Source organism: Methylocaldum sp. 14B (assembly GCF_002005105.1).
Lineage (GTDB): Bacteria > Pseudomonadota > Gammaproteobacteria > Methylococcales > Methylococcaceae > Methylocaldum.
Genome location: NZ_MSCV01000026.1, coordinates 33,132 through 58,388 on the forward strand (window position 1 = coordinate 33,132; position 25,257 = coordinate 58,388).

The 25,257-nt window shown below is 63.5% G+C and carries 24 protein-coding genes; 5 read left to right on the forward strand and 19 right to left on the reverse strand.

Annotated features, from left to right (window positions below; all coding sequences use genetic code 11):
- Positions 1–80 precede the first annotated feature (80 nt).
- Together B2A78_RS17745 and B2A78_RS17750 are read left to right on the forward strand one after the other, a co-directional pair.
- A complete protein-coding gene (locus B2A78_RS17745) occupies positions 81–440 on the forward strand; it encodes a hypothetical protein (protein ID WP_133718976.1) in 360 nt (119 codons plus the stop codon).
- Positions 441–594: 154 nt separating this feature from the next.
- A complete protein-coding gene (locus B2A78_RS17750) occupies positions 595–1,659 on the forward strand; it encodes a tetratricopeptide repeat protein (RefSeq protein ID WP_077731354.1) in 1,065 nt (354 codons plus the stop codon).
- 69 nt (positions 1,660–1,728) lie between these two features.
- Here the strand turns inward: B2A78_RS17750 and B2A78_RS17755 are convergent, their stop codons facing one another.
- Positions 1,729–2,082, reverse strand: coding sequence for a TRL domain-containing protein (locus tag B2A78_RS17755; protein WP_166642705.1), 354 nt, complete (start codon positions 2,080–2,082; stop codon positions 1,729–1,731).
- Positions 2,083–3,031: 949 nt separating this feature from the next.
- On the opposite strand from B2A78_RS17755, the gene B2A78_RS17760 reads away from it, so the two are divergent.
- The gene (locus tag B2A78_RS17760) at positions 3,032–4,234 is read left to right on the forward strand and encodes a patatin-like phospholipase family protein (RefSeq protein ID WP_240502578.1); all 1,203 of its coding nucleotides are present in this window, start codon (positions 3,032–3,034) and stop codon (positions 4,232–4,234) included.
- Positions 4,235–4,388: 154 nt separating this feature from the next.
- Positions 4,389–4,898, forward strand: coding sequence for a hypothetical protein (locus B2A78_RS17765; RefSeq protein ID WP_077731356.1), 510 nt, complete (start codon positions 4,389–4,391; stop codon positions 4,896–4,898).
- 175 nt (positions 4,899–5,073) lie between these two features.
- On the opposite strand, the gene B2A78_RS17770 is transcribed toward B2A78_RS17765, so the two are convergent.
- The 5 genes from B2A78_RS17770 to B2A78_RS17790 are packed head-to-tail and all read right to left on the reverse strand — an operon-like array spanning position 5,074 to position 12,037.
- Entirely contained in the window at positions 5,074–6,198 is a 1,125-nt protein-coding gene (locus B2A78_RS17770) for an ABC transporter permease (RefSeq protein ID WP_077731357.1), read from the reverse strand.
- A 2-nt stretch (positions 6,199–6,200) separates the two neighbouring features.
- On the reverse strand, positions 6,201–8,948 hold the full coding sequence (rbbA, locus tag B2A78_RS17775) for a ribosome-associated ATPase/putative transporter RbbA (protein ID WP_077731358.1): 2,748 nt from the start codon (positions 8,946–8,948) through the stop codon (positions 6,201–6,203).
- Positions 8,945–10,006, reverse strand: coding sequence for an HlyD family efflux transporter periplasmic adaptor subunit (locus B2A78_RS17780; RefSeq protein WP_077731359.1), 1,062 nt, complete (start codon positions 10,004–10,006; stop codon positions 8,945–8,947). Before B2A78_RS17780 ends, rbbA begins: the two co-directional genes overlap by 4 nt.
- Positions 10,003–11,439: an efflux transporter outer membrane subunit gene (locus B2A78_RS17785; protein ID WP_077731360.1), complete on the reverse strand. Its 1,437-nt coding sequence runs from the start codon at positions 11,437–11,439 to the stop codon at positions 10,003–10,005. The genes B2A78_RS17780 and B2A78_RS17785 overlap by 4 nt, the downstream gene beginning before the upstream one ends.
- Positions 11,429–12,037 (reverse strand): TetR/AcrR family transcriptional regulator, encoded by a 609-nt coding sequence (locus B2A78_RS17790; protein WP_077731361.1) that lies wholly within the window; start codon positions 12,035–12,037, stop codon positions 11,429–11,431. The genes B2A78_RS17785 and B2A78_RS17790 overlap by 11 nt, the downstream gene beginning before the upstream one ends.
- Positions 12,038–12,117: 80 nt before the next feature.
- Between B2A78_RS17790 and B2A78_RS17795 the strand changes: the two genes are divergently transcribed.
- Entirely contained in the window at positions 12,118–13,143 is a 1,026-nt protein-coding gene (locus B2A78_RS17795) for an HlyD family secretion protein (protein WP_077731362.1), read from the forward strand.
- An 11-nt stretch (positions 13,144–13,154) separates the two neighbouring features.
- Here B2A78_RS17795 and B2A78_RS17800 read toward each other — a convergent pair whose 3' ends face one another.
- From B2A78_RS17800 to bluB, 13 genes are all read right to left on the reverse strand, one after another.
- Positions 13,155–13,895 carry a hypothetical protein gene (locus tag B2A78_RS17800; protein WP_077731363.1) on the reverse strand — a complete coding sequence of 247 codons (741 nt, stop codon included), beginning with the start codon at positions 13,893–13,895 and terminating at the stop codon, positions 13,155–13,157.
- A 194-nt stretch (positions 13,896–14,089) separates the two neighbouring features.
- A complete protein-coding gene (locus B2A78_RS17805) occupies positions 14,090–15,319 on the reverse strand; it encodes a PQQ-dependent sugar dehydrogenase (protein ID WP_077731364.1) in 1,230 nt (409 codons plus the stop codon).
- Between the two features lie 99 nt (positions 15,320–15,418).
- Positions 15,419–16,165 (reverse strand): adenosylcobinamide-GDP ribazoletransferase, encoded by a 747-nt coding sequence (locus B2A78_RS17810; RefSeq protein ID WP_077731365.1) that lies wholly within the window; start codon positions 16,163–16,165, stop codon positions 15,419–15,421.
- Positions 16,162–16,749 (reverse strand): alpha-ribazole phosphatase family protein, encoded by a 588-nt coding sequence (gene cobC, locus B2A78_RS17815; RefSeq protein ID WP_077731366.1) that lies wholly within the window; start codon positions 16,747–16,749, stop codon positions 16,162–16,164. Before cobC ends, B2A78_RS17810 begins: the two co-directional genes overlap by 4 nt.
- The gene (gene cobT / locus B2A78_RS17820) at positions 16,746–17,807 is read right to left on the reverse strand and encodes a nicotinate-nucleotide--dimethylbenzimidazole phosphoribosyltransferase (protein WP_077731367.1); all 1,062 of its coding nucleotides are present in this window, start codon (positions 17,805–17,807) and stop codon (positions 16,746–16,748) included. The genes cobC and cobT overlap by 4 nt, the downstream gene beginning before the upstream one ends.
- Entirely contained in the window at positions 17,804–18,325 is a 522-nt protein-coding gene (gene cobU / locus B2A78_RS17825; RefSeq protein WP_077731368.1) for a bifunctional adenosylcobinamide kinase/adenosylcobinamide-phosphate guanylyltransferase, read from the reverse strand. The genes cobT and cobU overlap by 4 nt, the downstream gene beginning before the upstream one ends.
- A complete protein-coding gene (locus B2A78_RS17830; RefSeq protein ID WP_077731369.1) occupies positions 18,322–19,797 on the reverse strand; it encodes a cobyric acid synthase in 1,476 nt (491 codons plus the stop codon). Before B2A78_RS17830 ends, cobU begins: the two co-directional genes overlap by 4 nt.
- A complete protein-coding gene (locus B2A78_RS17835) occupies positions 19,794–20,474 on the reverse strand; it encodes an adenosylcobinamide amidohydrolase (protein WP_205780819.1) in 681 nt (226 codons plus the stop codon). The genes B2A78_RS17830 and B2A78_RS17835 overlap by 4 nt, the downstream gene beginning before the upstream one ends.
- On the reverse strand, positions 20,471–21,454 hold the full coding sequence (gene cobD, locus B2A78_RS17840; RefSeq protein ID WP_205780820.1) for a threonine-phosphate decarboxylase CobD: 984 nt from the start codon (positions 21,452–21,454) through the stop codon (positions 20,471–20,473). Before cobD ends, B2A78_RS17835 begins: the two co-directional genes overlap by 4 nt.
- Complete coding sequence (gene cbiB, locus B2A78_RS17845; protein ID WP_077731372.1) at positions 21,447–22,364, reverse strand: adenosylcobinamide-phosphate synthase CbiB; 918 nt, start codon at positions 22,362–22,364, stop codon at positions 21,447–21,449. The genes cobD and cbiB overlap by 8 nt, the downstream gene beginning before the upstream one ends.
- A complete protein-coding gene (locus B2A78_RS17850; RefSeq protein ID WP_077731373.1) occupies positions 22,361–23,167 on the reverse strand; it encodes a cobalamin-binding protein in 807 nt (268 codons plus the stop codon). Before B2A78_RS17850 ends, cbiB begins: the two co-directional genes overlap by 4 nt.
- A complete protein-coding gene (locus tag B2A78_RS17855) occupies positions 23,164–24,450 on the reverse strand; it encodes a cobyrinate a,c-diamide synthase (RefSeq protein WP_077731374.1) in 1,287 nt (428 codons plus the stop codon). Before B2A78_RS17855 ends, B2A78_RS17850 begins: the two co-directional genes overlap by 4 nt.
- A gap of 66 nt (positions 24,451–24,516) precedes the next feature.
- Positions 24,517–25,257: a 5,6-dimethylbenzimidazole synthase gene (bluB, locus tag B2A78_RS17860; protein ID WP_077731375.1), complete on the reverse strand. Its 741-nt coding sequence runs from the start codon at positions 25,255–25,257 to the stop codon at positions 24,517–24,519.

Below are 25,257 nucleotides of genomic sequence, written 5' to 3' on the forward strand. Positions count from 1 at the left end.
CTCATCGACTCGAAGCGAAACATGAATGCGTTTCTGCCTCGGCTGCAGGGCGGGCAGCGTTGACATCTGAGATAACGAGAATGACGACACAATATGACGAAAAAGAGATGAGCTCCGTCGTGCGAGCTCTGATTTGGGATGGGATTTGTTTACTCGGGGACACGGCCACCCCGGATTCAATCGCGGACTATGTGATAAAGCGGTTCGATCCGGACGGCAAGCTGTCTCCGCTCATGGCGCATGCGGCTTGGAGCGGGGCACGACAACTGGCGGTCGAAGAAATGGCCTGGCATGAATCGGGGCTTGAAACCGCCGGAACTCGAAATGGTTTGAGCGCGGCGACTGCCCGACTGCTGATCGAAAATGCGGTACTGCAAGCAAAAACCGAAGCACAAACGGCCGTAGGCCGTTTGTCAAAAGACGCCAGCTCCGGAATGTGAATATTTCACAGACGCGCGAGTTGTTTGCGCCTCTAATCTCACTAGGATATCGAGGGTCAGGGATGGCCCACGGATGCGAGCATCGGCACCGGGAAGCTTCTGCGAGGAAAGCACCGTAAGCATAGGCCGATCCACTAATCAGGCGGAGTAGGCTGTGCCTCATTGCGATATCTTTATCTGCTACGACCACGTCTCCGCAGCCACTCCGGCATTGGCCCTTTATCGGTACCTGCGCCGCTATTTTCATCCGGAACGAATCGTCGTCGAACACTGGGACGCTCGCCCGGAAAGCTCTCGTATCGAGCAGCTAAAGGATTATATCCGTCAATCCCGGGTGATTCTGTTCTTGATCACTGGTGACGGGAGCAACAAAGCCAAAGCCGCCTCTTCCTCAGACACCGACATTCCCTATTCCGACCTCCTTCTGCACGAGCTATCGCTGAACAGCGGCAAAACGCTTATTCCCATCCTGTATGGCGGCACACCTACATCACGTGAATTCGCCATATATAATCCGTTCCATTGGACGGGAACGGAAAACGAATCGCAGCTCATCGAGCTGGCACGCCTGATCACCACGGCGACGGGAATAGCGGCATCGCAACAGAATAGCGATGCTTCGCCCCCACCTTCCCCGGGTGAACACGATTCGGCTGCGCGCACAACCGAGCCGATCGCGAAGGCCGTCCGTGCCAGCATCCCGCCACTCTTATTCGGTACATTCCAGGGAAACCGTATCGGCGAACCCAGTGTACAAACGTTCCTAAACAGGGCTCCGAAGTCCGACGATCTCAAGAACGTAATGACACTACAGCGAGAGGCCGAATCGCTCTGGCTCGCAGGCGACTTTATCAAAGCTCGAATATTGCAGGAAATGGCGCTCGACGCATGCTGCCGGACGCTAGGAAAAGAACATCCGGACACCTTAACCGCCCTGTGCAACCTGGCGGAGATGTTCTGGGCGCTAGGCAATCTCGACGAGGCGAAAGTGCTGCATCAGCAGGTATTGGACGTCCGCCGGTACGTATTGGGCGATCGGCACCCCGACACGACGGCCGCGGCCTGGAATCTCTTTCTGACCTTGACCCAGAGTTCCGATCACGCGGCAGCCGGACATGTCATTCAACAATATTTGAGCTGGCTCCAGGATAGCGCCCCGGAACTGCTATCTCCGGAACAACAGCGCATTCGCGACATGATCCGCCAGTTTTTCGCCTGAGATGACCACCTTACGCGCACGAACCTCGCACGGTCTTCCCATAACCCGATCCGCCCGTCGCGAAATCGGTCAGTCTCCGGACACGATCAGCGTGTATCGATAAAAAATAGGTGCGACATAGCTCTCGTACCGCCAGTCGACAGTCCTGATATTGGTTATGCCGCCAGCGGCCGCCGCCGCTTGAACACTGCAATCCCCCCAACCCGCGATGAACAGCACCGCCTTACAGCTCGCCGTGCCCTGCTTCAGACCCGGTCCCCTGGCGCCTTCCGAGCCGGCGGCGACTTGAACGGGGAGAATCATATCGGTGGAGATGGCGCCTGCCGGCAACCAGGTCATGTTGGGGCCGGATACGCATCCGGCCAAAAAAAGCATGGCGATAGACGAGAACCCGATTCTTACAACATTCCGTGTTGACTTCATAATTCCCTCCGTCATTAGAGTTTGAGGCGTCTCAGGAAGCTTACCTTATCAATCGAGGCAACAACTCCCAATGCCGTGAGGCCTCAATCACTGCCGAAGCCTTGGCAGCTTCGACGTCGATTACAACAGGGCCTGCGCACCGGAGTGATCGGATTGAGGTCTCAATGCAATTTTCGATCTTGCGCAAGGGAGAATGTTCCGCGCTTAGGCTTGGTTCATGGGAAACCGGTGCCTTCGAGCCCATGCTCCCGCCCTGCGGCATACGTAGATTTACCAATTTCCGGTCGCTTCGGCGTTGCGTTGAATGACCCACTTTGCGGCACGACCCGACGCTCTCCGGCTCCGTCGCGGATCCGCGAGATCGAGACAATCCGCGGTTTCCGCGGCAGAACTCCATGGTCGGACGTTTTCAGATGTTTAAGAAACGATCCACCGGCAAAGCCGGTGGCTTTCGACGGCTGGCCCCTCAAAGGGGCCTGACCGCCATCGGGCAAAAGCCATGTCGTCACCCCGGCAGGGAAGGGGCCGACTAAAGGCCCGTTTGCGATTGGAGTGCCGGGGTCCAGTGACCACGGATGGTTTCGACCGTTCACAATCCCTGTGAACTGGATTCATGCCGGGCGATCCTGCCCGGCACCCTTCGGGCGCGATGCGTGCAAACCGGCCTCGCCACGCTACGCCGTCCCGCTTCGCTCGCGAGTCCTGGGCAGTCCTTCCCTGGCCTACCCGCTCGCCGCATTGCGCCTCGCCCTGCCGATTTGTCCGGCACAAATTTGCCAGGAGCAAATTTGGACGTGCGCAGCACGGTCCGTAGGACGAACCCCAGGGATGGGGTGAGCAATCCCTGCCGGGGTGACGGCTTAACTTAATGGCATTGCGGCAGAGCCGGGGGTTTTCCCGTGATAAATAACGATGCGGCTGGTCATCGCTGCTCTCCCGGAGTGGGCCCATGAATGGAATAATTTCGCACGACCACTCGTTCGGCTTGCTCCTGCTCGCCGCCATTGTCTGCCTTTCCGCCTGTTTGCTGCCCACGCGGCGACCCGCAGTCCCGCAAGCCTGGTCAGAAAAAGCCCAAGTCGTCTGTTTGCCCGGAATCCGTTACGTGGTTCGCACCGAGATGCCGGAATTTGCCCAAGATGCGATGGAAACCTTCTACCGGGAGCGCGCCTACCTTACCCCACAGAACCAGGCGGACACGCTTCCCCCGGCCAACTTCCTGGCCCTTTCGGGAGGGGGCGATAATGGGGCCTTCGGCGCCGGGCTCTTGTGCGGCTGGACCGCGGGGGGTACCCGGCCGGTATTCAAAGGCGTCACCGGCATCAGCACCGGCGCCTTGATCGCGCCGTTCGCATTTCTGGGGCCCAAATACGACGCGCCCCTAGAAGAGGTCTACACGCGCAGCGCGCCCAAGGATATTCTGGAGGCACGCTATTTTCTGGCGGCGATCTTCGAAGACGCCCTGGCCGACAACGCGCCGCTGGGACGGCTTCTGAAGAAATATGTGACGGAAGACATGCTGAAGGAGATCGCCCGGGAGCATGAGAAGGGCCGCCTTTTGTTGATGGCCACAACCAACCTGGACACTCGCCAGGCGGTGATCTGGAACATGGGCAAACTCGCCGCCAGCGGCCATGCGGACGCGCCGGAGTTATTCCACAAGATCATGCTGGCCTCGGCCGCCATTCCGGGCGCATTTCCGCCGGTCATGATCGACGTGGAAGCGAATGGCCAGCGCTATCAGGAAATGCACGTGGACGGCGGCGCAACGGCCCAGGTGTTTCTCTATCCGCCCGCTATCAGGGTGGCCGAGATCAGCAGGCAGCGGGGCATCATCCGCGAGCGCCGGCTCTATGTCGTCCGCAATGCCCGCCTCGACCCCGACTGGGCGGCGGTGGAGCGCCGCACGCTGAGCATCGCCCGCCGCGCCATCGACTCTCTGATCCAGACCCAGGGCGTAGGGGATTTGTACAAGATCTACGCCGAGACCCAGCGGGACGGCATCGACTTCAATCTCGCCTACATCCCCAAGAGTTTTTACGCCCCGCACAAGGAAGACTTCGATACCGACTATATGCGGAAGCTGTTCCAGACCGGATACGACCTCGCCGCCAAGGGCTATCCCTGGGAAAAGCTGCCGCCGGGATTGTGAGGGCGAGGACCACATGCGATTTCATGATCAACCAAATGGTGTCCTCGGCGGACGAGCCGGACGTCGGCGAGGCCACGCCCGCGACGGTTGAAAATGATCTATCCGTCCGTTCCCAACGGGGATGAACTAGCCCTCAAGAGACAGGAGATCACCCGTGAAAATCCTTGAAACGATCAAACACGAATTTTTTTCGATTCTTCCACCCACGCTGTTCTTTTTCGTGACCTTCTGTCTGCTCATCCTGACCAAGCAGTTGGTTTTGCGCGAGTACCATATTCCAAGCACCGGCTTTGCCAATGCGGCGATCGGAGCACTGATCGTCGGCAAGGTCGTCCTGGTTGCGGATCATTTTCGGTTCGTCAACCGTTTTCCTGACAAGCCGTTGATCTACAATGTAACGTGGAAAGTAAGTATCTATTTTCTCGCCACGTTGCTGGTTCGGTACCTGGAGCACTTGGCGCCTTTCCTGTCGAAGTTCGGACAGATCGCAGAGGCCAATCGTCATCTCGTGGAAGAGATCGTCTGGCCGCATTTCTGGCTGGTCCAAATGTGGTTACTGGTATTGTTGTTCGTGTACTGCGCACTCAGGGAATTGGTCCGGGCGATCGGCGAACGCGAGTTCACGGCTTTGTTTTTCGGCGCGCCAGCCAAGGCGAACGCATAGCACTTCCTTCCGTCGCTCGAAATAATCGAGCGAAACCGGCGAGCCGAGGCCGGCATCGAAGGTCTTGCTGTCAATGAACGCGGCAGCCTATCGATTCCTGCAAATCCGCCACCGAGCGAACCAGAGTCTCGCGTCCGCACGTCCTCTGCGCTGGCGGTGCTTTATCGAAGCGCCATTAAGCCATCGAACCGATGGTCTTGCGGAAGCGTGCCAGGGCGAGGACGAAAAACACGCCGCCGATCGCGATCAGCGCGAGGAACTGTGGCCAGACGATGCCAAAACCCGCTCCGCGGTAAAGAATGGCCTGGGCGAGCGAGACGAAATGGGTAGTCGGCGCCGCCAGCATGATGCTCTGCACCAACTCGGGCATGCTCTCGCGCGGAGTGGTGCTGCCGGACAGCATCTGCAAAGGCAGCAGAACAATGATCATCAACAGGCCCATCTGCGGCATCGAGCGAGCCACCGTGCCCAGAAAAATACCCATGGAGGTGGTGGCGAACAAATGCAGTGTCGTTCCCAGGACGAACAGCGCGATCGAGCCTTCGATCGGCACTTCGAGCGCGCCCTGCACGACGAAAACGACCGATGCCGTCGCCACGACGACCACCACCAATCCCATCGACCACACCTTGCTCATCATGATCTCGAACGGCGTCAGCGGCATCACCAAGAGGTGTTCGACGGTGCCATGCTCGCGTTCGCGGATCAGGGCGGCACCGGTGAGAATGATGGACAGCATGGTGACGCTGTTGATGACCTGCATCACCGAGCCGAACCAGGCCGCGGTCAGGTTCGGATTGAAGCGCATACGCACTTCGAGCTCGACCGGCAGGGCGGCGAGCGCGCTATGGCCTTGGACGAAGGCCGCCACCTCGCCGTTGACGATGTTTTGGATGTAGCTATTGCCGATGAAGGCCTGCGACATGCGGGTGGCGTCGACGTTGAGCTGAACCGCCGGCTGGCGCCCGGCCAGCACGTCGCGCTGAAAATCGGGCGGGATGTCGAGGACGAAAGTGTAGAGGCCTTCATCCATGGCCGGATCGACGGCACTGAGATCGATGATCGCCGGGGGCAGGAAGTGAGGCGGATAAAAAGCATTGATGATGCGCGTCGACAATTGTGAGCGGTCTTCGTCGACGATGGCGACAGGCGCATTGTGCAGCGACTCGGGAAGCCCGGTCGCGGCTATGTACACTTGAAAGGAGAAGGAGTACGCGATCAGCACCAGCATCAGGGTGTCGCGCCCTAGGCCGCGCAGTTCCTTGATCCCGAGATGGAAGATGTTGAGCAAGGCGTGCATGGCTACTGCTCCTGTTTCTTCAGCAACGCGATGCTCAAAGCCAGGATCACCGGAATGGCAAGGACAAGCGGCACCAGCCGGGAACTGAGGTCGGCGAAACCCAATGCCTTCGAAAAAGTGCCCCGGCTGATGGTCAGGAAATGGGTGGTCGGGTAAATCTCGCCGATCACGCGCGCCCCGCCTTCCAGCGAGGACACGGGGTCGAGCATGCCGGAAAATTGCGAGGCCGGAAGCATGGTCGCGATCATGGTGGCGAAAATAGCGGCGATCTGGGTGCGGGTGAAGGCCGAGATCAGGAGGCCAAGGCCGGTGGCGGCCGTCACGTAGAGCAGCGCGGCCACGGTCAGCAGCAGGAAGTCGCCCTTGTGCGGAACGCCGAAGGCGAACACGGCCAGCACCGACAGTAGAAAAAAATTGAGCATCGCCAAAGCGATATAAGGCAGTTGCTTGCCGATCAGGAACTCGGTCTTGCTTACCGGGGTGACGTACAAGTTGAGGATGGAACCGAGTTCCTTCTCGCGCACCACGCTGAGCGCACTGAGCATGGCCGGGATCAGCATCAGCAGCAGCGGAATCACCGCCGGCACCATGGCCGGCAGACTCTTGACGTCCGGGTTGTAGCGATAGCGCGTCTCGATCGAGATCAACCCGGCGGGAAGGCGTCCCGTGTCACGCCGGCGCGCCTGCTCCATTAGCCAGCCCTGGTGCATGGCCTGTACGTAGCCGCGCACGTTCTCGGCGCGCGTGGGCATGGCGCCGTCGATCCAGGCGCCGATCTCGACATGGTTGCCACGCGCCGCGTCGCGCGCGAAATCGGGCGGAATCTCCAGCGCCAGGCTCAGTTCGCCGCTGCGCATGCGGCGGTCGATTTCGTCGTAATCGGCGATCGGTGGCTGTTCGATAAAATAACGCGAGCCTGCGAGGTCGAGCGTGTAATTGTGGCTGAGCGTGGTCTGATCGCGATCGAGCACGGCAAAGCGCAGATCCTCGACGTCCATGCTGATGCCGTAGCCCATGATGAACATGAGAAGCACCGTACCGAATAGCGATATGACCCCCCGGAGCGGATCGCGGCGCAATTCCAGCGCTTCGCGCCAGCTGTAGCTGAACAACCGCAACAGGCTGAAGCGGGCGGCGGGCGCGTGCGCCACGGCAGCGGTCCGGGCCGCCGGAGGCGACATCTCCGCCGCCGGCACCTCGTCCTGGCCGCTCGCGCCTTTCAAATAGGCGATGAAGGCGTCCTCCAGCGTGGCCGTGCCGCTGCGCTCGACGAGTGCGGCGGGGGTGTCGCTGGCGAGCACCTTGCCGGCGTGCATCAGAGAGATGCGATCGCAGCGCTCGGCCTCATTCATGAAGTGGGTGGAAATGAAGATGGTGACCCGGTCGCGGCGCGCGAGATCAATCATCAGCTGCCAGAACATATCGCGCGCCACCGGGTCGACGCCGGAGGTCGGTTCGTCGAGAATCAGGAGATCCGGCCGGTGGATGACCGCCACCGCCAGCGACAAGCGCTGGCGCAGACCCAAAGGCAGGGCGTCGGGCAGTGTGTCCATAACCGCGGCCAAAAGGAAACGCTTCGCCACTTCGTCGACCCGGGCCGGAATATCGGCGGGAGTCAGGTGAAACAGCTTGGCGTGCAATTCCAGGTTTTGCCGCACGGTCAGCTCGGAATACAGTGAAAACGCCTGCGACATGTAGCCGACGCGCTTCCGGGTTTCGAGATTTCGCGCATCGACCACCCGGCCGAACAGGCGCGCCTCGCCTTCGCTGGGCGGCAAGAGTCCGGTGAGCATTTTCATCGTGGTCGTCTTGCCGCTGCCGTTGGAGCCGAGAAAGCCGAAAATCTCGCCGCGTTCGATGCGTAGATTGACATGATCGACGGCGACGAAATCGCCGAAACGCATGGTGAGATCACGCGCTTCGATGGCGATTTCCGGTGTGCCGCCGACCTCGCGGGGCGGAATGACGACTTCCGTGTAGCCTGTGCGCTTTTCCTCCGGCAGCAGCCGAATGAACGCCACTTCCAGCTTATCGGCGCCGGTGCGTTCGCGCAGTTCGGACGCGGTGCCGGTCGCGAGAATTTTTCCGGCGTCCATCGCCACCAGCCAATCGAAGCGCTCCGCTTCCTCCATGTAGGCGGTCGAGACCAACACGCTCATGCCGGCATGGCGCCGACGCAGACGGGCGATCAATTCCCAAAACTGGGCGCGCGACAATGGATCGACGCCGGTGGTCGGCTCGTCAAGCACCAGGAGGTCCGGGTCGTGGATCAGCGCACAGCAAAGCCCCAGCTTTTGCTTCATGCCGCCCGACAGCTTGCCCGCGGGGCGGTCCCGGAAGGGTGCGAGACCGGTGCTTTCGAGCAGTTCCTCTATTCGCCCGCTGCGCTCGGCTTCCCCTTGGCCGAACAGCCGGCCGAAGAAATCGACGTTCTCGAACACCGATAAGGTGTGATAGAGATTCTTGCCCAGCCCCTGCGGCATGTAAGCGATGCGCGGGTACAGCTCGCGGCGGTGGACGGCATCCGCGATATCGCCGCCCAGCACCTCGATCCGCCCCAGCTGCATTTTCCGGGCGCCGGTAAGCAGCGACATCAGGCTCGACTTGCCCACGCCATCGGGCCCGATCAAACCCACCATACAGTTGCCAGGAATATCCAGACTCAGATTGTCGAGAGCCGGATTTCCCCCGTAGCGGAGACTGACGCCCCGAATGCGGACGACCGGCGCGGCGGGCGTAGCGGTATTCATCTCGACAGTTTTATCTGGAGCTCGGGAGGCCATGCGGCATCCGGGTCGAGCTTGACGTAGGCCATGCCCGGCAAGCCGGTCTTGACCTGCTCGAGATGCCGCTTCAGGAGTTCGCGATCGATATGGGCGCGCACGCGGAACATCAACTTGAGGCGTTCGGTTTCGGTCTCCACGGTTTTCGGGGTGAACTGGGCGACGCTGGAGACGAAGCTGGCCTTGGCCGGGATCACGTAGTTCGGCGCGGCGTCGAGAACCAGATGGACGTCGCTGCCGAGCGCGACCCTACCCGCCGCCTCTGTAGGTAAAAAGAAGGTCATGTAGACGTCGGAAAGATCCACCATGTTGAGCACGCGCCCGCCGGCGCTTAGGACTTCGCCGGGTTCGGCGACGCGGTACTGCACGCGGCCGTCGCGCGGCGCCTTCAGTTCAGCATCGTCGATATCGGCCTGCAGGCGAGCGACTGTCGCCTTGGCTGCCGCGATTACCGACTGCGCTTCCACCACCTGCGACTTCGCCGCGTCGATGCCGGCCCGCGCCGCCGCAACTTGGGCCTGGGCCGCGTTGACCGTGGCCCGCGCGGCCAGCAACCGGGCACGGTCATCGTCGAGTTGCTGTAGCGGAACGGCGCCTTCGTCGACGAGCGCCAGCGAACGGCGCAGGCGCTTCTCGGCGGCATCGAGTTCGGCGCGGCGCTGGGCGACGACCGCCTCCGCGGCGGCCTGTTCGTTCTCACGCTGAGCGACCATGGATTGCGCCGTAAGGTAAGCGTTCTCGGCCTGGCGAACCTGGGCCCGCGCTTCGGCTTGCTGGGCACGCAGCACGTCCGTGTCCATACGCGCGAGCACCTCGCCGGCCTCCACGAAATCGCCTTCCCGTGCCAGGATTTCGACGACGCGGCCCGGAATCTTGGTGGCGATATCGATCTCGGTCGCTTCGATGCGGCCGTTGCCGGCGGCGATACCCTCGGGCAACCCCTCCGGGCGCAAGACCCACCATAGCGCGGCAACTGCGACGCCGGCGCCGACGAGGATCAGCGCCCAGTTCGTCCTTTTGCTCATGATTTTCCCTGAATGGTTTCCGGCTGTAGCGGCCTAGGGTTTGCGCCGCCACCCAAGGCTTTATACACCGCGATCAGATTCGTGGAAGCCCCCGCTTCGGACCGGGCCAGCTCGATTTCGGCGACATAAAGAGCGCGCTGAGCATCCAGGACGTCCAAAAACGAGATGACGCCGACGTTATAGCGTAACTGGGACAACCGAACCGATTCGCGCAGGTCCGCCACCGAACGTGCCAAGGTCTGCCGCCGCGCCTCCTCCTTGAGGTACCGGGTCAGCGCGGTTTCCGTTTCCCGAAGCGCTTCGAGCACCGCCTTTTCAAAGGCGAAATAGGCTTCTTGTTGCTGCGCTTCGGCCAAATCGATACCGGCACGGATGCGTCCGAAGTTGAGCAGCGGCTGCAAAAGATTGGCGCCTGTACTGTAGGAGAAAGCCGCCGATTTAAACAGGTTTTCGATGTCGGTATTACGCAGCCCTAAAAAAGCCGATAGCGAGATTTTCGGAAACAGCTCCGCGATCGCGGCGCCTTGCATGGCAGTGGCGGAGGCCAGTTGGCGTTCGGCGATGCGGAGATCGGGGCGATGGCGGATCGTCTCCGCAGGGGAAGCCAGGATCGCCCGCCCCGGCGCCACGGGGACGGCCCCACCCTCGTTCAACTCGGCCGCCAGGGAACCAGGCTGCTGCCCCACCAGCAGTTCCAGTTGCCGAAGAACGGCAGTCAACTCTCCCTCCAGGGCGGGAATCTGCGCCTCGGTGGTCTCGGTCTGAGCCCGTGCCCGCACCACGTCATGCCGTGTCCCCACGCCTTCGTCGAACAGCCGCTTCGTCAGCTTCAGCGTATGCCGCTGCGCATCGAGATTGGCGCGGGTGATGCCCAGCTGGTTTTGCAGGCTGCGGTATTCGATATAGCTGCGCGCCAGGTCGGCCGTCAGCGTCACCAGAGCTTGGGCGTGTTGCTCCTGCGCCGCCTCCAGGTCGGCGGATGCCGCTTCCAGCCGCCGCCGCTGACGGCCGAATAGATCGATTTCCCACAGAGCGTCGAACCCCAGCTCGAACAAGTTGTAACGGATACCGGGCGCAAGGCCGGGGAAGGGATTGTCGGCGCGCTGGGCGCCCGCCGCGGCATCGACGGTCGGGAACAATTCCGCGCGGGTGCCGCGTCGTTCGGCCCTGGCCTGGTCGATGCGGGCCAGCGCCATCTTGAGGTCCAGGTTGCCCCCCAAGGCCTGTTCCATCAAACGGCTCAGCCGCGCATCGTCGAAGCTCTTCCACCAGGTTTTCAAAGTCTCCGGGTCGATCGGCTTCAGATCGGCGGTCGCCTCCTTTCCGGCCTGCCAGCGATCCGGGACGGCCGGCACGGGTTTCCGGTAATCGGGTCCGACGGTACATCCGGCCAAGCCGATCAGCACGCATAGCCAGCCCAGCTTAGGCGTCATAACCATGTCCCTTGAGGAACAGCGAAACGGCGGCCTCGATAAGGTGTTCCTTTTCGGCCTCGCTCAAGCCCGGCTGCAAACCCAAAAGGCAGCGTAAATGTTCATCGCCTTGCAGCATTCCTAATAGCGATCGGCTCGATCTGTTCACATCGAGGATTTGCAAAGCGGCGCGCCCGCGCAGTTCGCCGAGATAAACCGAGAGCCGTTGCAATATCGGCTCCGGGCCGGAGCGGTATACCAACTCGCCTAGTTCCGGAAAATGCTGCTGCTCGGCGATGATCAGGCGATAGAGATTTAAGGCCTCGTTGGAATAGATGAGATCGACAAAAGCGCCGGCGATGGCTTTCAGGCCGGCTGCCGGACCGAGCGACTCGGTCTGAGCACGGGAAAGGGTGCTCAGCAAGGCTTCGCATTGTTCGCCGATCACGGCGGCGAACAATTCCTGTTTGCTGTGGAAATGACTGTAGAGCGTCGGCTTCGATACCGGCGCGGCCTCGGCGATGGCTTCCATGCTGGCACCGCTGTAGCCGCTTGCGAGAAACGTGCGCTTGGCTGCATCTAGTATGGCCTGTCGTTTTGGATTGGGGATTGTAGTCATGATCCTGCTCGGACGAATTGCTTTGAAGTGGAACCGGCGACTAGACTAAACTACACCGTGTAGTACAGCAATCGAAGCCCATGCGCCTCCCCTTTTCTTTAAGAACCACCCTCGTCCTCCTGACACTCATCGTTTCGACTGCGGCCGGCATCGTGTATTGGCTCGAGGCGATCCATCCGTTCGAGACTACCGACAACACCTATCTCAAGGCGCACATCAGCCTGATCAGTCCCAAAGAGACGGGCTACGTCAAGGAAGTCTTGTTCCAGGACAACCAGAAGGTGATGCCGGGCGATCTTCTCGTCGTGATCGACGACCACGACTTCCGCGCCAGGGTTGCCCAGGCGGAAGCCCAAGTCATGGTGGAAACGGCTCGCATCCAGACCCTGGAAACCGACATGCGCGCACAGAGCGCCAAGATCCGTCAGGAAGAAGCCAACATCGCCGCCGCTGAAGCCGACCTGGAACGGACCGGAAAGGACTTGAAGCGATTCGGCCATTTGGCGGCGGACGGCGCGGTGTCGGCCCAAACCCGCGATGTTGCCGAAGCCGCCTATAAGCAGGCCGCCGCGCAACGGGAGAAATACCGTTCGTCACGGCTGGAAGCGGAAAGCCAGTTGGCCTCCCTGGACGCCCAGATCGGCGAAACCCGGGCCAGATTGCAGGCGGCTCAAGCCGCGCTGGACCTGGCCCGTATCGATCTTGCCAACACCCATATTACGGCCCCTTTCGCCGGAATCATCGGCAATCGCAGCGTGCAGGTCGGCCAACTCGTGAAGCCCGGCACCGTACTCGGCTATCTGGTTCCGGTCGACGGGCTCTTCGTGGAAGCCAACTTCAAGGAAACCCAAATCGGACACATGCAACCGGGGCAACCGGTGGACATCCAAGTCGATGCCTACCCCGACATTCGGTTCGAAGGGACGGTGGATAGTTTCGCGCCGGCTTCCGGGTCGGAATTCAGCCTGCTGCCGTCGGAAAACGCCACCGGCAACTTCACCAAGATCGTTAGGCGCATACCGGTAAAAATTCTGTTCCGGCCCGGCACCGACCTGAGCCGGCTGAGGCCGGGCCTTTCCACCGTGGTCAAGGTCAAAGTGCGCTAGCGCTTGCCCCGTCAGGCACGGCCGGAATTTACCGCACCGGCGTCCTGAGTTCGAGCGCAGGGCTCCAGCGCGGATTGCGTCCCGCGGCCGAGTATGCGCCGCGGAACCGGCCATTCCAGCGGCATTCCGGGAAGCCTGGGCCTCGGGTTCTGATGCTTGATCTGCAGGTTGTAGCCGATCGTGTTCATGATGAGATTGTTTTCGATCAGGCCGCCCCAAAAAGGATGATTCCCATCCGAATTTCCGAAGTACATGCCGGTCCCGGCACCGATCACGATATTGCGGCGAACCTGCCAGTCCCAAGCCTGGCATTTCGATGAGATCGCGACCACCTGCTGATGTCGCCCGAGATTGTGGATGAGCAAATCTTCCAGGACGATGTGATGGGCGAAATTTCCCGAAGCCTGAACGCCGTTGACCATCACTCCCCTTCCGTCGATTTCCAGATTGCGAAGCGTGATATAGCTGGAGTCGTGTAGCACGACGGTGTCTTGGCCGGGCCTCGCCAGAAATATCGGGCGCCCTCCGATCCCTGCCAACGTGATCGGCTTTCCGGGTCTCCCATTGCGCCCGTCGATGAAAATTCCCTGCCGATAAACGCCGGGGCTGAAAAGCAAAGTATCTCCGGGTTTTAGGCGGGAAATCTGCCGCTTATAGTTATCCGGGTCGGCGCGCATCTCCTCCGCGGAAAGAGCGGCGCTAAAAAACACCCAGATTGCAATGGCAAAAAGTCGGGAAGCGGATCGACACATGGACTGCTCGGTTTAATACGGACTTTAGGTTCTGCTTTGAATGCGCTCTAACCAATGGAGAGCGGACGGCCTACCAGGCCGTACTCATTTTCACTATCTCGCGCCCTGAAGCCAAAAAACACGAGTGCTGCCGCCGGCGAAATCGTGTATTTCTTCTTGCGGCGGTCTGCCGATTTGCGTGGTTCGCTGCGACCTTATCGCTTTGGCACGATCTTCCACAGTTCGCCGTTGCTCTCGTCGGTAACGACATACAATTCCCCGGCCGGACCCTGCCGTACGTCGCGCACGCGCTGGCGCCGGTCGGCCAGGAGATGCTCTTCGCCTTTCACCCGGTCGTTCACGAGGACGACGCGCACCAGCCGCTCGTCCTTGAGGTTGCCGGTAAAAAGACTGCCGCGCCACGCCGGAAAGGCATCGCCCGTGTAGAACTGCGCACCGGACGGCGCGATCACCGGGTCCCAGTAATAGACGGGTTGCTCGAATCCGGGACGGGCCGTCACCGCGCCCGGAATCGGCTCGCCCGAGTATTCCTCGCCGTAGGCTACCAGCGGCCAGCCGTAGTTCTTGCCCTTGACGATCAGGTTCAGCTCGTCGCCGCCCTTAGCGCCGTGCTCGACCACCCAGAACCGTCCTTCCGGATCGAAGGCCGTGGCCTGGATGTTGCGATGGCCTAGCGTCCAGATCTCGGGCAGCGCGTTGGGCTGGCCGACGAAGGGATTGTCCTTCGGCGCCGAGCCGTCCGGGTTGATCCGTAGGACCTTGCCCAGATGGCTGTCGAGCTGCTGCGCGTACTTGCGCGTCTCCGCGTCCCAGCGTTCGCCGGTCGTCACGTACAGCATGCCGTCCGGACCGAAGGCGAGCCGCGAACCGTAGTGCTTGTCGCCGTCGTAGGTCGGCAGCGCCCGAAAGATCACCCGAACCTGGTCCAGGCTCCGCCGGTCGGGGGACAGCACGCCGCGGGCAACGGTGGTGCCGTTGCCGCCGCGCCGCGGTTCGGAGTAACTCCAGTAGATCGTCCGGTCGGCCGCGAAGTTCGGGCTCAGCGCGACGTCGAGCAATCCCCCCTGGCCGCGCGCGTCGACCGCCGGCACGCCGGCAATCGGCTGCCCCAGTTCGCCCTTGGCCGAGACGACCCGCATGCGGCCGGGCTTTTCCGTGACCAGCAAGTCGCCGCCGGGAAGCGGTTCCACGGCCCACGGTTTCTCCAGTCCTTTCGTGAGCACGACGACGTCGAAAGCGACATTCGATTCGATCGCGCAAGCTCGGGTCTGGCCGGGAAACGCCGGGCGCTGGTCCGGCACGTTGGGCGGGCGTGTCTCGATCGGCGGACAGGCGCCCGCCCCGCCGGACGTCTGCGCTCCGCCGCTGCCCGCCGCGGCAGCCAAAGCGATCATCGAGATGAATGCGGTGCGGAAAGTCTGCATGGATCGGCCCTCCTTTGCCGGATGATTTCATTCTTGAGACCGGCGAGACAATAAGAAGTGCGCCGTTCCACCGGTGCGTTCGCCGGTCGCTATGCGCCCCTAACCACCGGCCAGAGCCAGGCCGACCAGAACCGCGCATTCGGTGAGTTCTATCGTCGCTCCGGCGGTGTCCCCGGTAGTTCCGCCGACGCGCCGGATCATCGACAGCCGCAGCCAGCAAAACAAGGCGCCGGTTGCAAGCAAAGGCCAGGTACCGCGTACGCCGACAGCCAGTAGGATGCCGGCGAGGGTCGCGGACAACACCAGTGTGCCGCCCCGGCGCGGCAGATGCCGCGCCAGCTCGGAGCCGAGACCGCCGGGGCGTACATACGGCGTGCTGAGAAACAGCAGCAGCGGTGCGGCGCGACCCAGCACCGGCGCCAGCGCGAGGGCTGTCCAGTCGTGCCGGGCCATGACGGATTCCAGCGCGGCAGCCTTAAGGAGGAGAACCAGCACCACCACGACCACGGCGACCGGGCCGCTGCGCGGGTCTTTCATGATCGCGAGGGTGCGCTCCCGGTCGCCGAAGCCTCCAGCCCAGGCGTCGGCGCTATCCGCGAGTCCATCCAGATGCAGGGCTCCGGTCAAGGCCACCCACACCGTCAGCATGATCGCCGCGGGCAGCCAGCCGCCGACCTCGCTCAAGAACTGGGCCAATACCGCGAGCGTCAATCCCAGACCCAAGCCGACCAGGGGATAAAACAGCAGCGAACGACCCAGCGCCGAACCATCCGGCGGCGCATCCAGACGCACCGGCAGCCGGGTCAGGAACTGAAGAGCGATCAAAAGGGGTCTGAGTTCGCTCATGGACGCACCTCCTCGCAACGCTGCCCGCTCCCGCAGAGGCTATGCAGCGAGGCGTGCGGCACGTCGATTTCGAGCAAACGGGCGAGCGGCCATTGCCGCGCATGACAGAGCATCACGCGGATCACACCGCCATGGGTGACGAGCAGCAGACGGCGACCCAGGTTGTGCGCCGTCAGCCGGTCCCAAAGAGCATCGAGCGTCCGCTCCCGGAATGCCTCCACCGACTCCGCACCAGGCGGCGGGTGCCGGAGGGGATCGCCGAGAAAACGGGTCAGCGCGAGCGGTGCCGTGGCCATCAGCTCGGCATAGCTGCGCCCTTCCCAGTCGCCGAAATGGATCTCCCTGAGCCGTTCGTCGATTTCCAGAGGAATGCTCAATCTTTGGGCCAGGCTTGCGGCGAATGCGGCACAGCGCGACAAAGGCGAGGTGACGATCTCATCCCAGGGTCCCGCGTTGGCCACGGCGCATTCCATCTGCCGGATACCCTCGTCGGTGAGCGGATCGTCCAGGCTGCCGCGAAACCGCGTGCCACCCACGGTTTCGCCGTGGCGCAGAAGGTCGATATGAACGACACCATCACTCACGGCGATTTGCCCGCAATCCCCGCCTCTTCGAAAGTCACCATACCCGAGTGCAGGGCGCAGGCCAGGCGCAGCAAGGGCAGCGCTGCGGCGGCTCCGCTGCCTTCGCCGAGGCGCATTCCCAAATCCAGCAAGGGCTTCCCGTCCAGGGCCGTCAGAATCCGTTTATGCCCCGGTTCCGCCGAAGCGTGGGCGTACAGAAACCAGCCGGCGGCTCCCGGACACAACCGTTCCGCGGCCAGGGCCGCCGCCGTGCAGATGAACCCGTCCACCAGCACCGGCAGACCTTGCTGCGCGCAGGCGACGAAGGCCCCGGCGAGAGCGGCGATTTCGAAACCGCCGAGCCGGCGCAAAGCCTCCAGCGGATCGCCCAGATACGGACCATGCAGAGCGAGCGCCCGGCGAATCACCTCGGCTTTGTGCCGCACGCCTTCCGTGCCCAGCCCCGCACCGGGACCCGCCAGCGCTTCGGCCGTCTCGCCGAGCAGGGCCGAGGCCAGCGCGGCGGCGGCGGTGGTGTTGCCTATGCCCATCTCGCCGCCGATGAAGATTTGAACCCCGCCCGAGCGGGCGCGCTCGGCGGCATCACGGCCCGCGCGGAGAGCCTGCGCCAACTGGCGTTCGGTCATGGCCGGGCCGCGCACGAAATTCGCGGTGCCCGGCCCGAGACGGAGGTCCAGCACGCCGGTTACGGGACCCGCATTCTCGACCGTGCCCATGTCGATCAACTCCAGATCCGCGCCGAGCGTGCGGGCGAGCACGCTCACCGCCGCGCCGCCCTGTGCGAACTGGCGCACCATGGCCGCCGTGACCGACTGGGGAAAGGCCGATACGCCCTCCTCCGCCACGCCGTGATCCCCGGCGAACAGGACGATACGCGCCCGATCGGCGGAAGGCTTGGACGTTCCCTGCCAGGCGGCGAGCCGGATCGCCAGCGCTTCTAGCCGTCCCAGCGCGCCCGGCGGCTTGATGAGCATCGACTGACGTTCCGCGGCCATGCGCGCGGCTTCCTCGTCGGGTTGAGCCACCGGTCCTTTCAGCCATGCAATGTCCCCGGTCACAGTTTTTCCCCCTTCAACACCCATGGAAGACCCGCCACGGTCAGAATCACCCGGTCGCAGACACCCGCCAATGCCTGATGCAACAGGCCGGCCTCGTCGCAATAGCGGCGGCTCAGTTCCCCCGGCGGCAGCACGCCCATATTGGTTTCGTTGCCGATCAGAATGATGTGTCCCGGTAGACCGGGCAGTGCTTCGATCAAAGCGTCCCGCTCGCGTGCAAGCCTCGCCGCGTCGGTCTCGCACAAGAGCTGGGTCAGCCATAGGGTGAGACAATCGACGATCAGGCAGCGCCCTTCCGCCGCGCGGGCGCCCAAGGCTACGGCCAATTCCAGCGGCTCTTCGACCAGGTCCCAATCGGGCGGGCGCCGCCGCCGATGGTCTTCCACCCGTTGCCGCATGCCCTCGTCGCCGACTCGTGCCGTAGCGATATAGGTCACGGCCAGGCCGCTGTCCACCGCCCGCTTTTCCGCCAATCGGCTTTTCCCGGAGCGAACCCCGCCCAGAATCAATTCCTTCACGCGTATACTCCCTGCCGGTTCAGGTCCAACATCCGATCGATCGCATTCATGTCCAGGTGGGCGCCTACGGCATCCGCCAGACGGTCGATTTCCGCTTCCCGAATAGCGGCGTAATCCGGGGTTTCCGGCTCGGCCAGCCCGGCCCAGCGGAGAATGGCATCGGTCGCGGCGTTCGACTCGAACAATCCGTGCAGATAGGTCCCCATGATCTGCCCATCCGCCGAGCACGCGCCGTCGTTTCTGTCCGTCAGCCGGGCGAAAGGGCGTTCCAGCACCGGTCCTTTCGTCACGCCGGCATGAATTTCGTAACCCGTCACCGGCGCGTTCTCCAGCGTCAATTCGCCTCGTACGTTGCGGAGCTGCTTTTCCGGCTCCAGCACCGTGCACAGGTCCAGCCAGCCGAAACCGGCACAGGAACCTGTCTCGCCTTCCAGGCCCAAAGGATCGTGAATCTCTTGTCCGAGCATTTGAAAACCGCCGCAAATGCCGAGCAGTTTACCGCCATAGCGCAGATGGCGCCGAAGATAAGCCTCCCAGCCGGTTGTACGCAGGAACGATAGGTCGGCGCGCACGCTCTTGGAGCCGGGCAGGATCACGAGGTCCGCGGGAGGTGGCGCCTCGCTCGGATATACGAAGCGAAGGTCGACCTGCATATGCAGGCGCAGCGGATCGAAATCGGTGTGGTTGCTGATCCGCGGCGTGACCGGAACGACCACCCGCAGAGCTCCGGTGCTCGCGCCTCTCTGTCCGGATTCGATCGCATCTTCCGCCTCCAGATGCAGACCGTGGAGATAAGGCAGTACGCCCAAAACCGGCTTGCCGGTCTCCCGCTCCAGCCAGTCCAGCCCCGGTTGCAGCAGAGCGATGTCGCCGCGGAAGCGGTTGATGACGAAGCCGGCCACCCGTGCCCGTTCGCTTTCCGACAAGAGCGCAAGAGTGCCGACCAGATGGGCGAACACGCCACCCCGGTCGATGTCGGCGATCAGAATCACCGGGCAGTCCACGGCTTCCGCGAAACCCATGTTCGCGATGTCGCCTTCCCGCAGATTGATTTCTGCCGGCGAGCCCGCGCCTTCCGCGACGATGGCATCGAACCGGGCCGCGAGCCTTCCGTGGGACTCCAGCACCGCGCGGCGGGCGATGCGCTTATAGGCATGGTAGTCCTGAGCGTCCAGATTGCCGATCGCCCTGCCCTGCACGACGACCTGGGCGCCCGTATCGGTGTTGGGTTTCAGGAGCACCGGATTCATATCGGTGTGAGGTTTCAGTCCCGCCGCCCGAGCCTGTACCGCCTGGGCGCGGCCTATCTCGCCTCCGTCCTCGGTGACGGCGCTGTTCAGCGCCATATTCTGCGGCTTGAACGGCGCGACTCTCACGCCGCGCCTGGCCAACAAGCGGCACAGGGCGGCGACCAGCGTGCTCTTGCCGGCGTCGGACGTGGTGCCCTGAACCATCAGCGTTCGGGCCGTCATAGATCCACCTCCAGGCCGGCCAGCACCGCCGCGTACACTGCCCGCGCCAGCCTGCCGCCCCACACCGAACGCGGTCCGGCGAAGGATTCCGCCGGGCCGTCCGACCGACAGAGCACGCACACCGCGTCGGTGGCCGTGCCGGTCCCCGGCACGCGCGCCTGCCACAGCGCCTGCGCCTTGGCTTCGGCCGCCGTGGCGACGGCATTGACCAGGGCGGCCTCGCTCAAGCGAACCGGCAATTGCACAACCAGGTTGATGGTACCCGGCCGGTAATCGCCCGACGGCGTATCGGCCGCCGCCCATATCGGCTGAGCGATGCCCACGGTGGCGTCGGCGGCGACCTCGCCATCGCTCGCTCGCCGATAGCCGCGCACATCGCAGGCGGTGAGCAATCCGGCACCGGAGCCGGCAAGGCCGCAGGCGGCGGCGATCTCGGCCACGTGGGCGGCGGGATCGGTCCGGCGGTAATCGGATGGCACTTGCGCGTTCAGTATCCACCCCACAACCGATAAGCCGCCGCCGGACACCGCCGAGGAAATCGCCTGTCGGTGCGAGCCGAAGCGCCAAATCAGGCAGGGCAGCGGTCGGCCGCCGTAACGGTGTTGCCCCAGCGTCGGGTGCACGGCCAGGCAAGCAGGACACGCCTGGCGGCGTGTTTCCTCGCTCATTCGATTCATCTCGCGAGCAAGGCCATCGCCAGGCGCTCCGAGGCCGAGGCGCTCCCCGGCAGCCCCAAACGCAAGCCCGGAGGATTGGCGAACCGCCGGGTCAGAATGCCTTGCCGGGCCAACGCCTCCTGACGTCGAGCCGCTTTGACACCGGGACACCATTGAAACAAGGCGCAGCCGCCGGCGGACTTGAGGCCGCCGGCGGCCAATAGATCCGCCAGCTGGCGGGCGTTTTCGGGCAACCGTTGCCGGGCGGCTTCCTGCCAGCGGCTATCCGCCAACGCCTCCCGAGCCACCCAGCGCGAGGGGCCGGCCACCGTCCACGGACCGAGCAGGGCCGCCAAGCGTTCGAGCAGCTCCGGTTCCGCCAGCACGAAGCCCACCCGGATGCCGGCCAGCCCGAAGAATTTGCCCAGGGAACGCAGCACGATGAGCCCCGGGCGCGGACAGTAGGCAGCGAGACCGAATTCGGGCGTAGGGTCCATATAGGCTTCGTCAACCACCAGCCAGCCGCCGCGCGCGGCGAGCCTCTCCTGCCAAGCCAGAAGTATTTCCGGCGCGAAACGATGGCCGGTCGGATTATTGGGATTGATCGCCACCAGCACGTCCCAGGGCGTGGAACCGGGACCGCGGGCGATGGTTTCCGGCGCAACCCCGACCACCTTGTGGCCGGCGCGGCGCCAGGCATGGGCGTGTTCGGCATAACCGGGGTGGATGACGCCCACCCGCTGAGCATGGAGCAGCGCCGGCAGCGCCTGAATCGCCGCTTGGGAGCCCGCCACGGGAAAAATACTGTCGCAGCCATAATAGGCCGAAGCGGCTCTCTCCAGTCCGTCATCGTCTTCCGGAAGGCGCACCCAAACCTCGGCCGGAACCGTGGGCACGGGCCACCCGGCGGGATTGACGCCGGTGGATAGGTCCAGCCAGTCGGACAGGGGAATACCATAACGCGTAGCCGCCGCACGCAAACGACCGCCGTGTTCAAGCACCGAACAATCCTCCCGTAAAAAACAAGGCCAGCCACAGCCGTGCTCCGCGCCGGACCAGGGCCACGGCATGGGGAATGTCCGCCGCGCCGGGCGGATATCCGTATCCCAAGGCTGGCCGTGCATGCCACTCGCCACGATAACGGGCAGGCCCGCCGAGCGCGAGCCGCAAAGCCCCCGCGCCCGACGCCATCACCGGCCCGGCGTTGGGGCTGTCCCATCCACCGGCCTGCGTGCGCCAGCAATACAAAGCCTGCCGAGCATCGCCCAAGAGTGCATAGGTCAGCGCCGCCAGCCTCGCCGGAACATAATTCAGCGCATCGTCCAGCCGCGCCGCCGCCCAGCCGAAGTAAAAAAAGCGTTCGCTCTTGTAGCCCCACATGGCATCCAGGGTATTCGCCAGCCGGTACAGCACCGCGCCGGGCGCGCCGGCCAGAGCGAACCAGAACAGCGCGCCGAACACCGCGTCGTTGCCGTTCTCCAGCACAGATTCGACGGCGGCCCGCGCGACATCGCCGGATTTCATGTCGCCGGTGTCGCGGCTCACCATATACCCTACCCTACGCCGCGCCTCGGCCAAATCGCCGGCCGCGAGCGCATCCTGCACAGCCCCCGCGTGTTCGCCGAGACTCCTGAGGCCCAATGCCGCGTACAGCGCCAAAACGCCGAACACCGCGCCAAACATCGGAATAGAAGCCAGCCAGACCGCGAGCACCGTAGGCGGAGCCATCAGCAGCAAAACCGCGATGACGCCCAAAAATCGTGCACGGATTCCCTGCCGTCCCAGCGAGGAATTCCACCGGGCTTCCAGCGCTTCCGCCAACTGTCCGAAGCCCACCAGGGGGTGAAAACGGCGGGGTTCGCCCAGCAGACTGTCCAGCAGCACGGCGGCCACGGCCAGGATCGCGGTCATGCCCGATTCTCCGCCCAGCGCCGGACGATGCCGGCCAGTTGGTCCAGCCCGTCGGTCAATGCCGCGGGACCTGGCTGAAGGATATCGCTGGATTTGATTTCGTGGAGTTCCCCGTCGCGCACTGCGGGAATTGTCTCCCAGCCGGCGCGTGCAGCGACCTGCTCGGGCCGGAATTTCTTCCCGCACCAGGAGCCGACGATGATGTCCGGCGCGCGCCGGACCACTTCGTGCGGATCTTGGATGATGCGGCCGCCGGCGAGCGGCTGGGCGGCGAATTCGGCGAAGACGTTCTCTCCGCCGGCCAGCGCGATGAGTTCGGACACCCAAAGAATGCCGGAGATCAGAGGCTGGTCCCATTCCTCGAAATAGACTCTGGGGCGGACCGGCAGCGACTCGGCGCCACGGCGTACGGTTTCCATATGCGCGCTAAGGCTATCGATCAAGGCCCGCGCCTTGTCCTCAACCCCCACCAGTGCGCCCAGCGTGCGGATCATGGCGAGAATCCCGTCCACCGAACGGTGGTTGAATACGTGCACCGTTATGCCCGCCTTGATGAGATCGCGGGCGATGTCCGCCTGCAGATTGGAAAAGCCCAGCACCAAATCGGGCTGCAAATCCAAGATCTTGTCGATTTTGGCACTGGTGAAGGCGGAGACCTTGGGCTTTTCCTTGCGCGCTCGCGGCGGCCGCACGGTAAACCCGGAAATGCCGACGATGCGGTGTTCCTCGCCCAATAAATAGAGCGTCTCCGTGGTTTCCTCGGTCAGGCAGACGATGCGTTCCGGCAGCAGTTTCGGGTTCATGGCGCAAAAAGAGCCGCCACGGCGGCGGGATTCGATGGAAAGTAAAGATGCAAAAAGGAAGCCATCAAGCGCCTGTCCCGGTAAACGGCTTCGGGCTGGCCGTGGCCCTTCGCGGCAAAGGTGTTGGCAAAGGGCGCGAGATCCACCTCCGCCCGGGCATGATGAAAGGTATGACCGCGCAGGCTACCTTCAGGCAGCTCCAGCCCGTGCAGCCCCAGATTGGCCAGCCGCGTCTGCATGACGGAGCGGCCGGGCAGCAGCCCTGCCATCTCGGCCTGATACCCTTGGGAATCGGCAAGCGTTTCCAGGAGATACAAAAGGCCCCCGCATTCGGCGAGGATGGGCTTGCCCGCCGAATGGTGGCTGCGCAGCGCTTCCTTCATGGCCCGGTTGGCGGCCAGCCGGTCGAGGTGCAGTTCCGGGTAGCCGCCCGGCAGCCAGACGGCATCGGCTTCGGGCAAAGCGCTATCCGCCAGCGGCGAAAAGAACGCCAGGTTCGCGCCCAGGGCGCGCAAGGTATCGAGATTGGCCGGATAGAGAAAGCAGAAAGCGGCATCGCGCGCCACCGCGATCGTCACGCCTGCCAGCGGGCCGATCGGAACTTCGGATTCGATCGACGAGAACTCCGCCGGCGGCGGCAATTCGGCCAGCGGCGTACCTTCCAGCGCATCGGCCACGGCGTCGATACGGGCTTCGAGGTCGGCGATTTCTTCCGCAGGGTGGAGGCCCAGGTGGCGCTCCGGCAACGAGAAATCCGCCTCGCGCAGCAAGGCCCCGCGCCAGACGGCAGGATCGGGCAAGCCGGCGCGCAACAGCTCCGCATGCCCCTCGCTGCCGACCCGGTTGGCCAGCACGCCCGAGAACGGCAGATCCTTGTTAAACGTGGAAAGACCGTGGGCAACGGCGGCGAAGGTCTGGGCCATCGCGGAAGCGTCGATCACCGCCAGGACGGGAATGCCGAACAAAGCCGCGAGATCGGCGCTGGAGGGCGTGCCGTCGTAAAGCCCCATCACGCCTTCGACCAGGATCAGATCGGCATCGCCGGCCGCTTCGTGCAATAGGCGGCGGCAATGAGATTCGCCGCACATCCATAGGTCGAGGTTATAAACCGGCGCGCCGCTTGCCTTCTCCAACACCATCGGGTCGAGGAAGTCGGGCCCGGTCTTGAACACCCGTACCCTTCGGCCCTGGCGGGCGTACAGCCGGGCGAGACCCGCCGTGACGGTGGTCTTGCCCTGGCCCGAGGCGGGCGCGGAGATCAAGAGAGCGGGACAGCGGCTCATGGCTTAGAGGGTGTGTGAGAAGCTACTGCGCGACCCGATGGCGGCGTCGCGCGGTGCTCGAAGTCCTCATGTACCACTCGTACACTCCGGTTTCTGCGCTCCGGGCTCCTTGCCCTCGGGCCGCTCGCTACGCTTCTCACACACCCTCTTAGGCAGCTTCGCGGGTCGGCCCCAGCCGTTCTCGAAAACGGTCTCTTCCGCCGGGCGGCGCGTGTCCCAGCCTACCGTTTCCAGCAAGGGTTCCGGATAGAAGGCGTCCACATGCCCCAGGCAGAGCACCGCCACCGGCCGGGCGCCCTCCGGCAGATTCAGCAATTGGGCCAATTCGTCCGGTTCGAACAGCGAGACCCAGCCCATCCCCAGCCCTTCCGCGCGAGCGGCGAGCCACAGGTTCTGAATGGCGCAGGCGACCGAACACAAATCCATCTCCGGCAGCGTGCGCCGGCCCAGAATATAACGTTCGCGTCCCTCGGTCAGCGCTGCGACCAGCAGTTCGCCGCACTCCAGGATGCCTTCGAGCTTCAGGCGCAGCACCTCTTCCGCCCGCTCGCCGCAGGCCGCGGCGGTCTCTTCGCATTCCGCCCTTACCAAAGCATGGATGGCGCGGCGAAGCGACGGATCGGTGATGCGTATGAATCGCCAGGGCTGCATGTAACCCACGGAGGGAGCGAAGCGAGCGGCTTCGAGCAGCCGCTGCAATACCGCCGGATCGATCGCGCCGGGGCGGAAATGGCGGGTGTCGCGCCGTTCCCGGATGACCCGGTAAATCGCGACACGGTCGTCGTCCGGGTAGCGATGTTCCGTCAT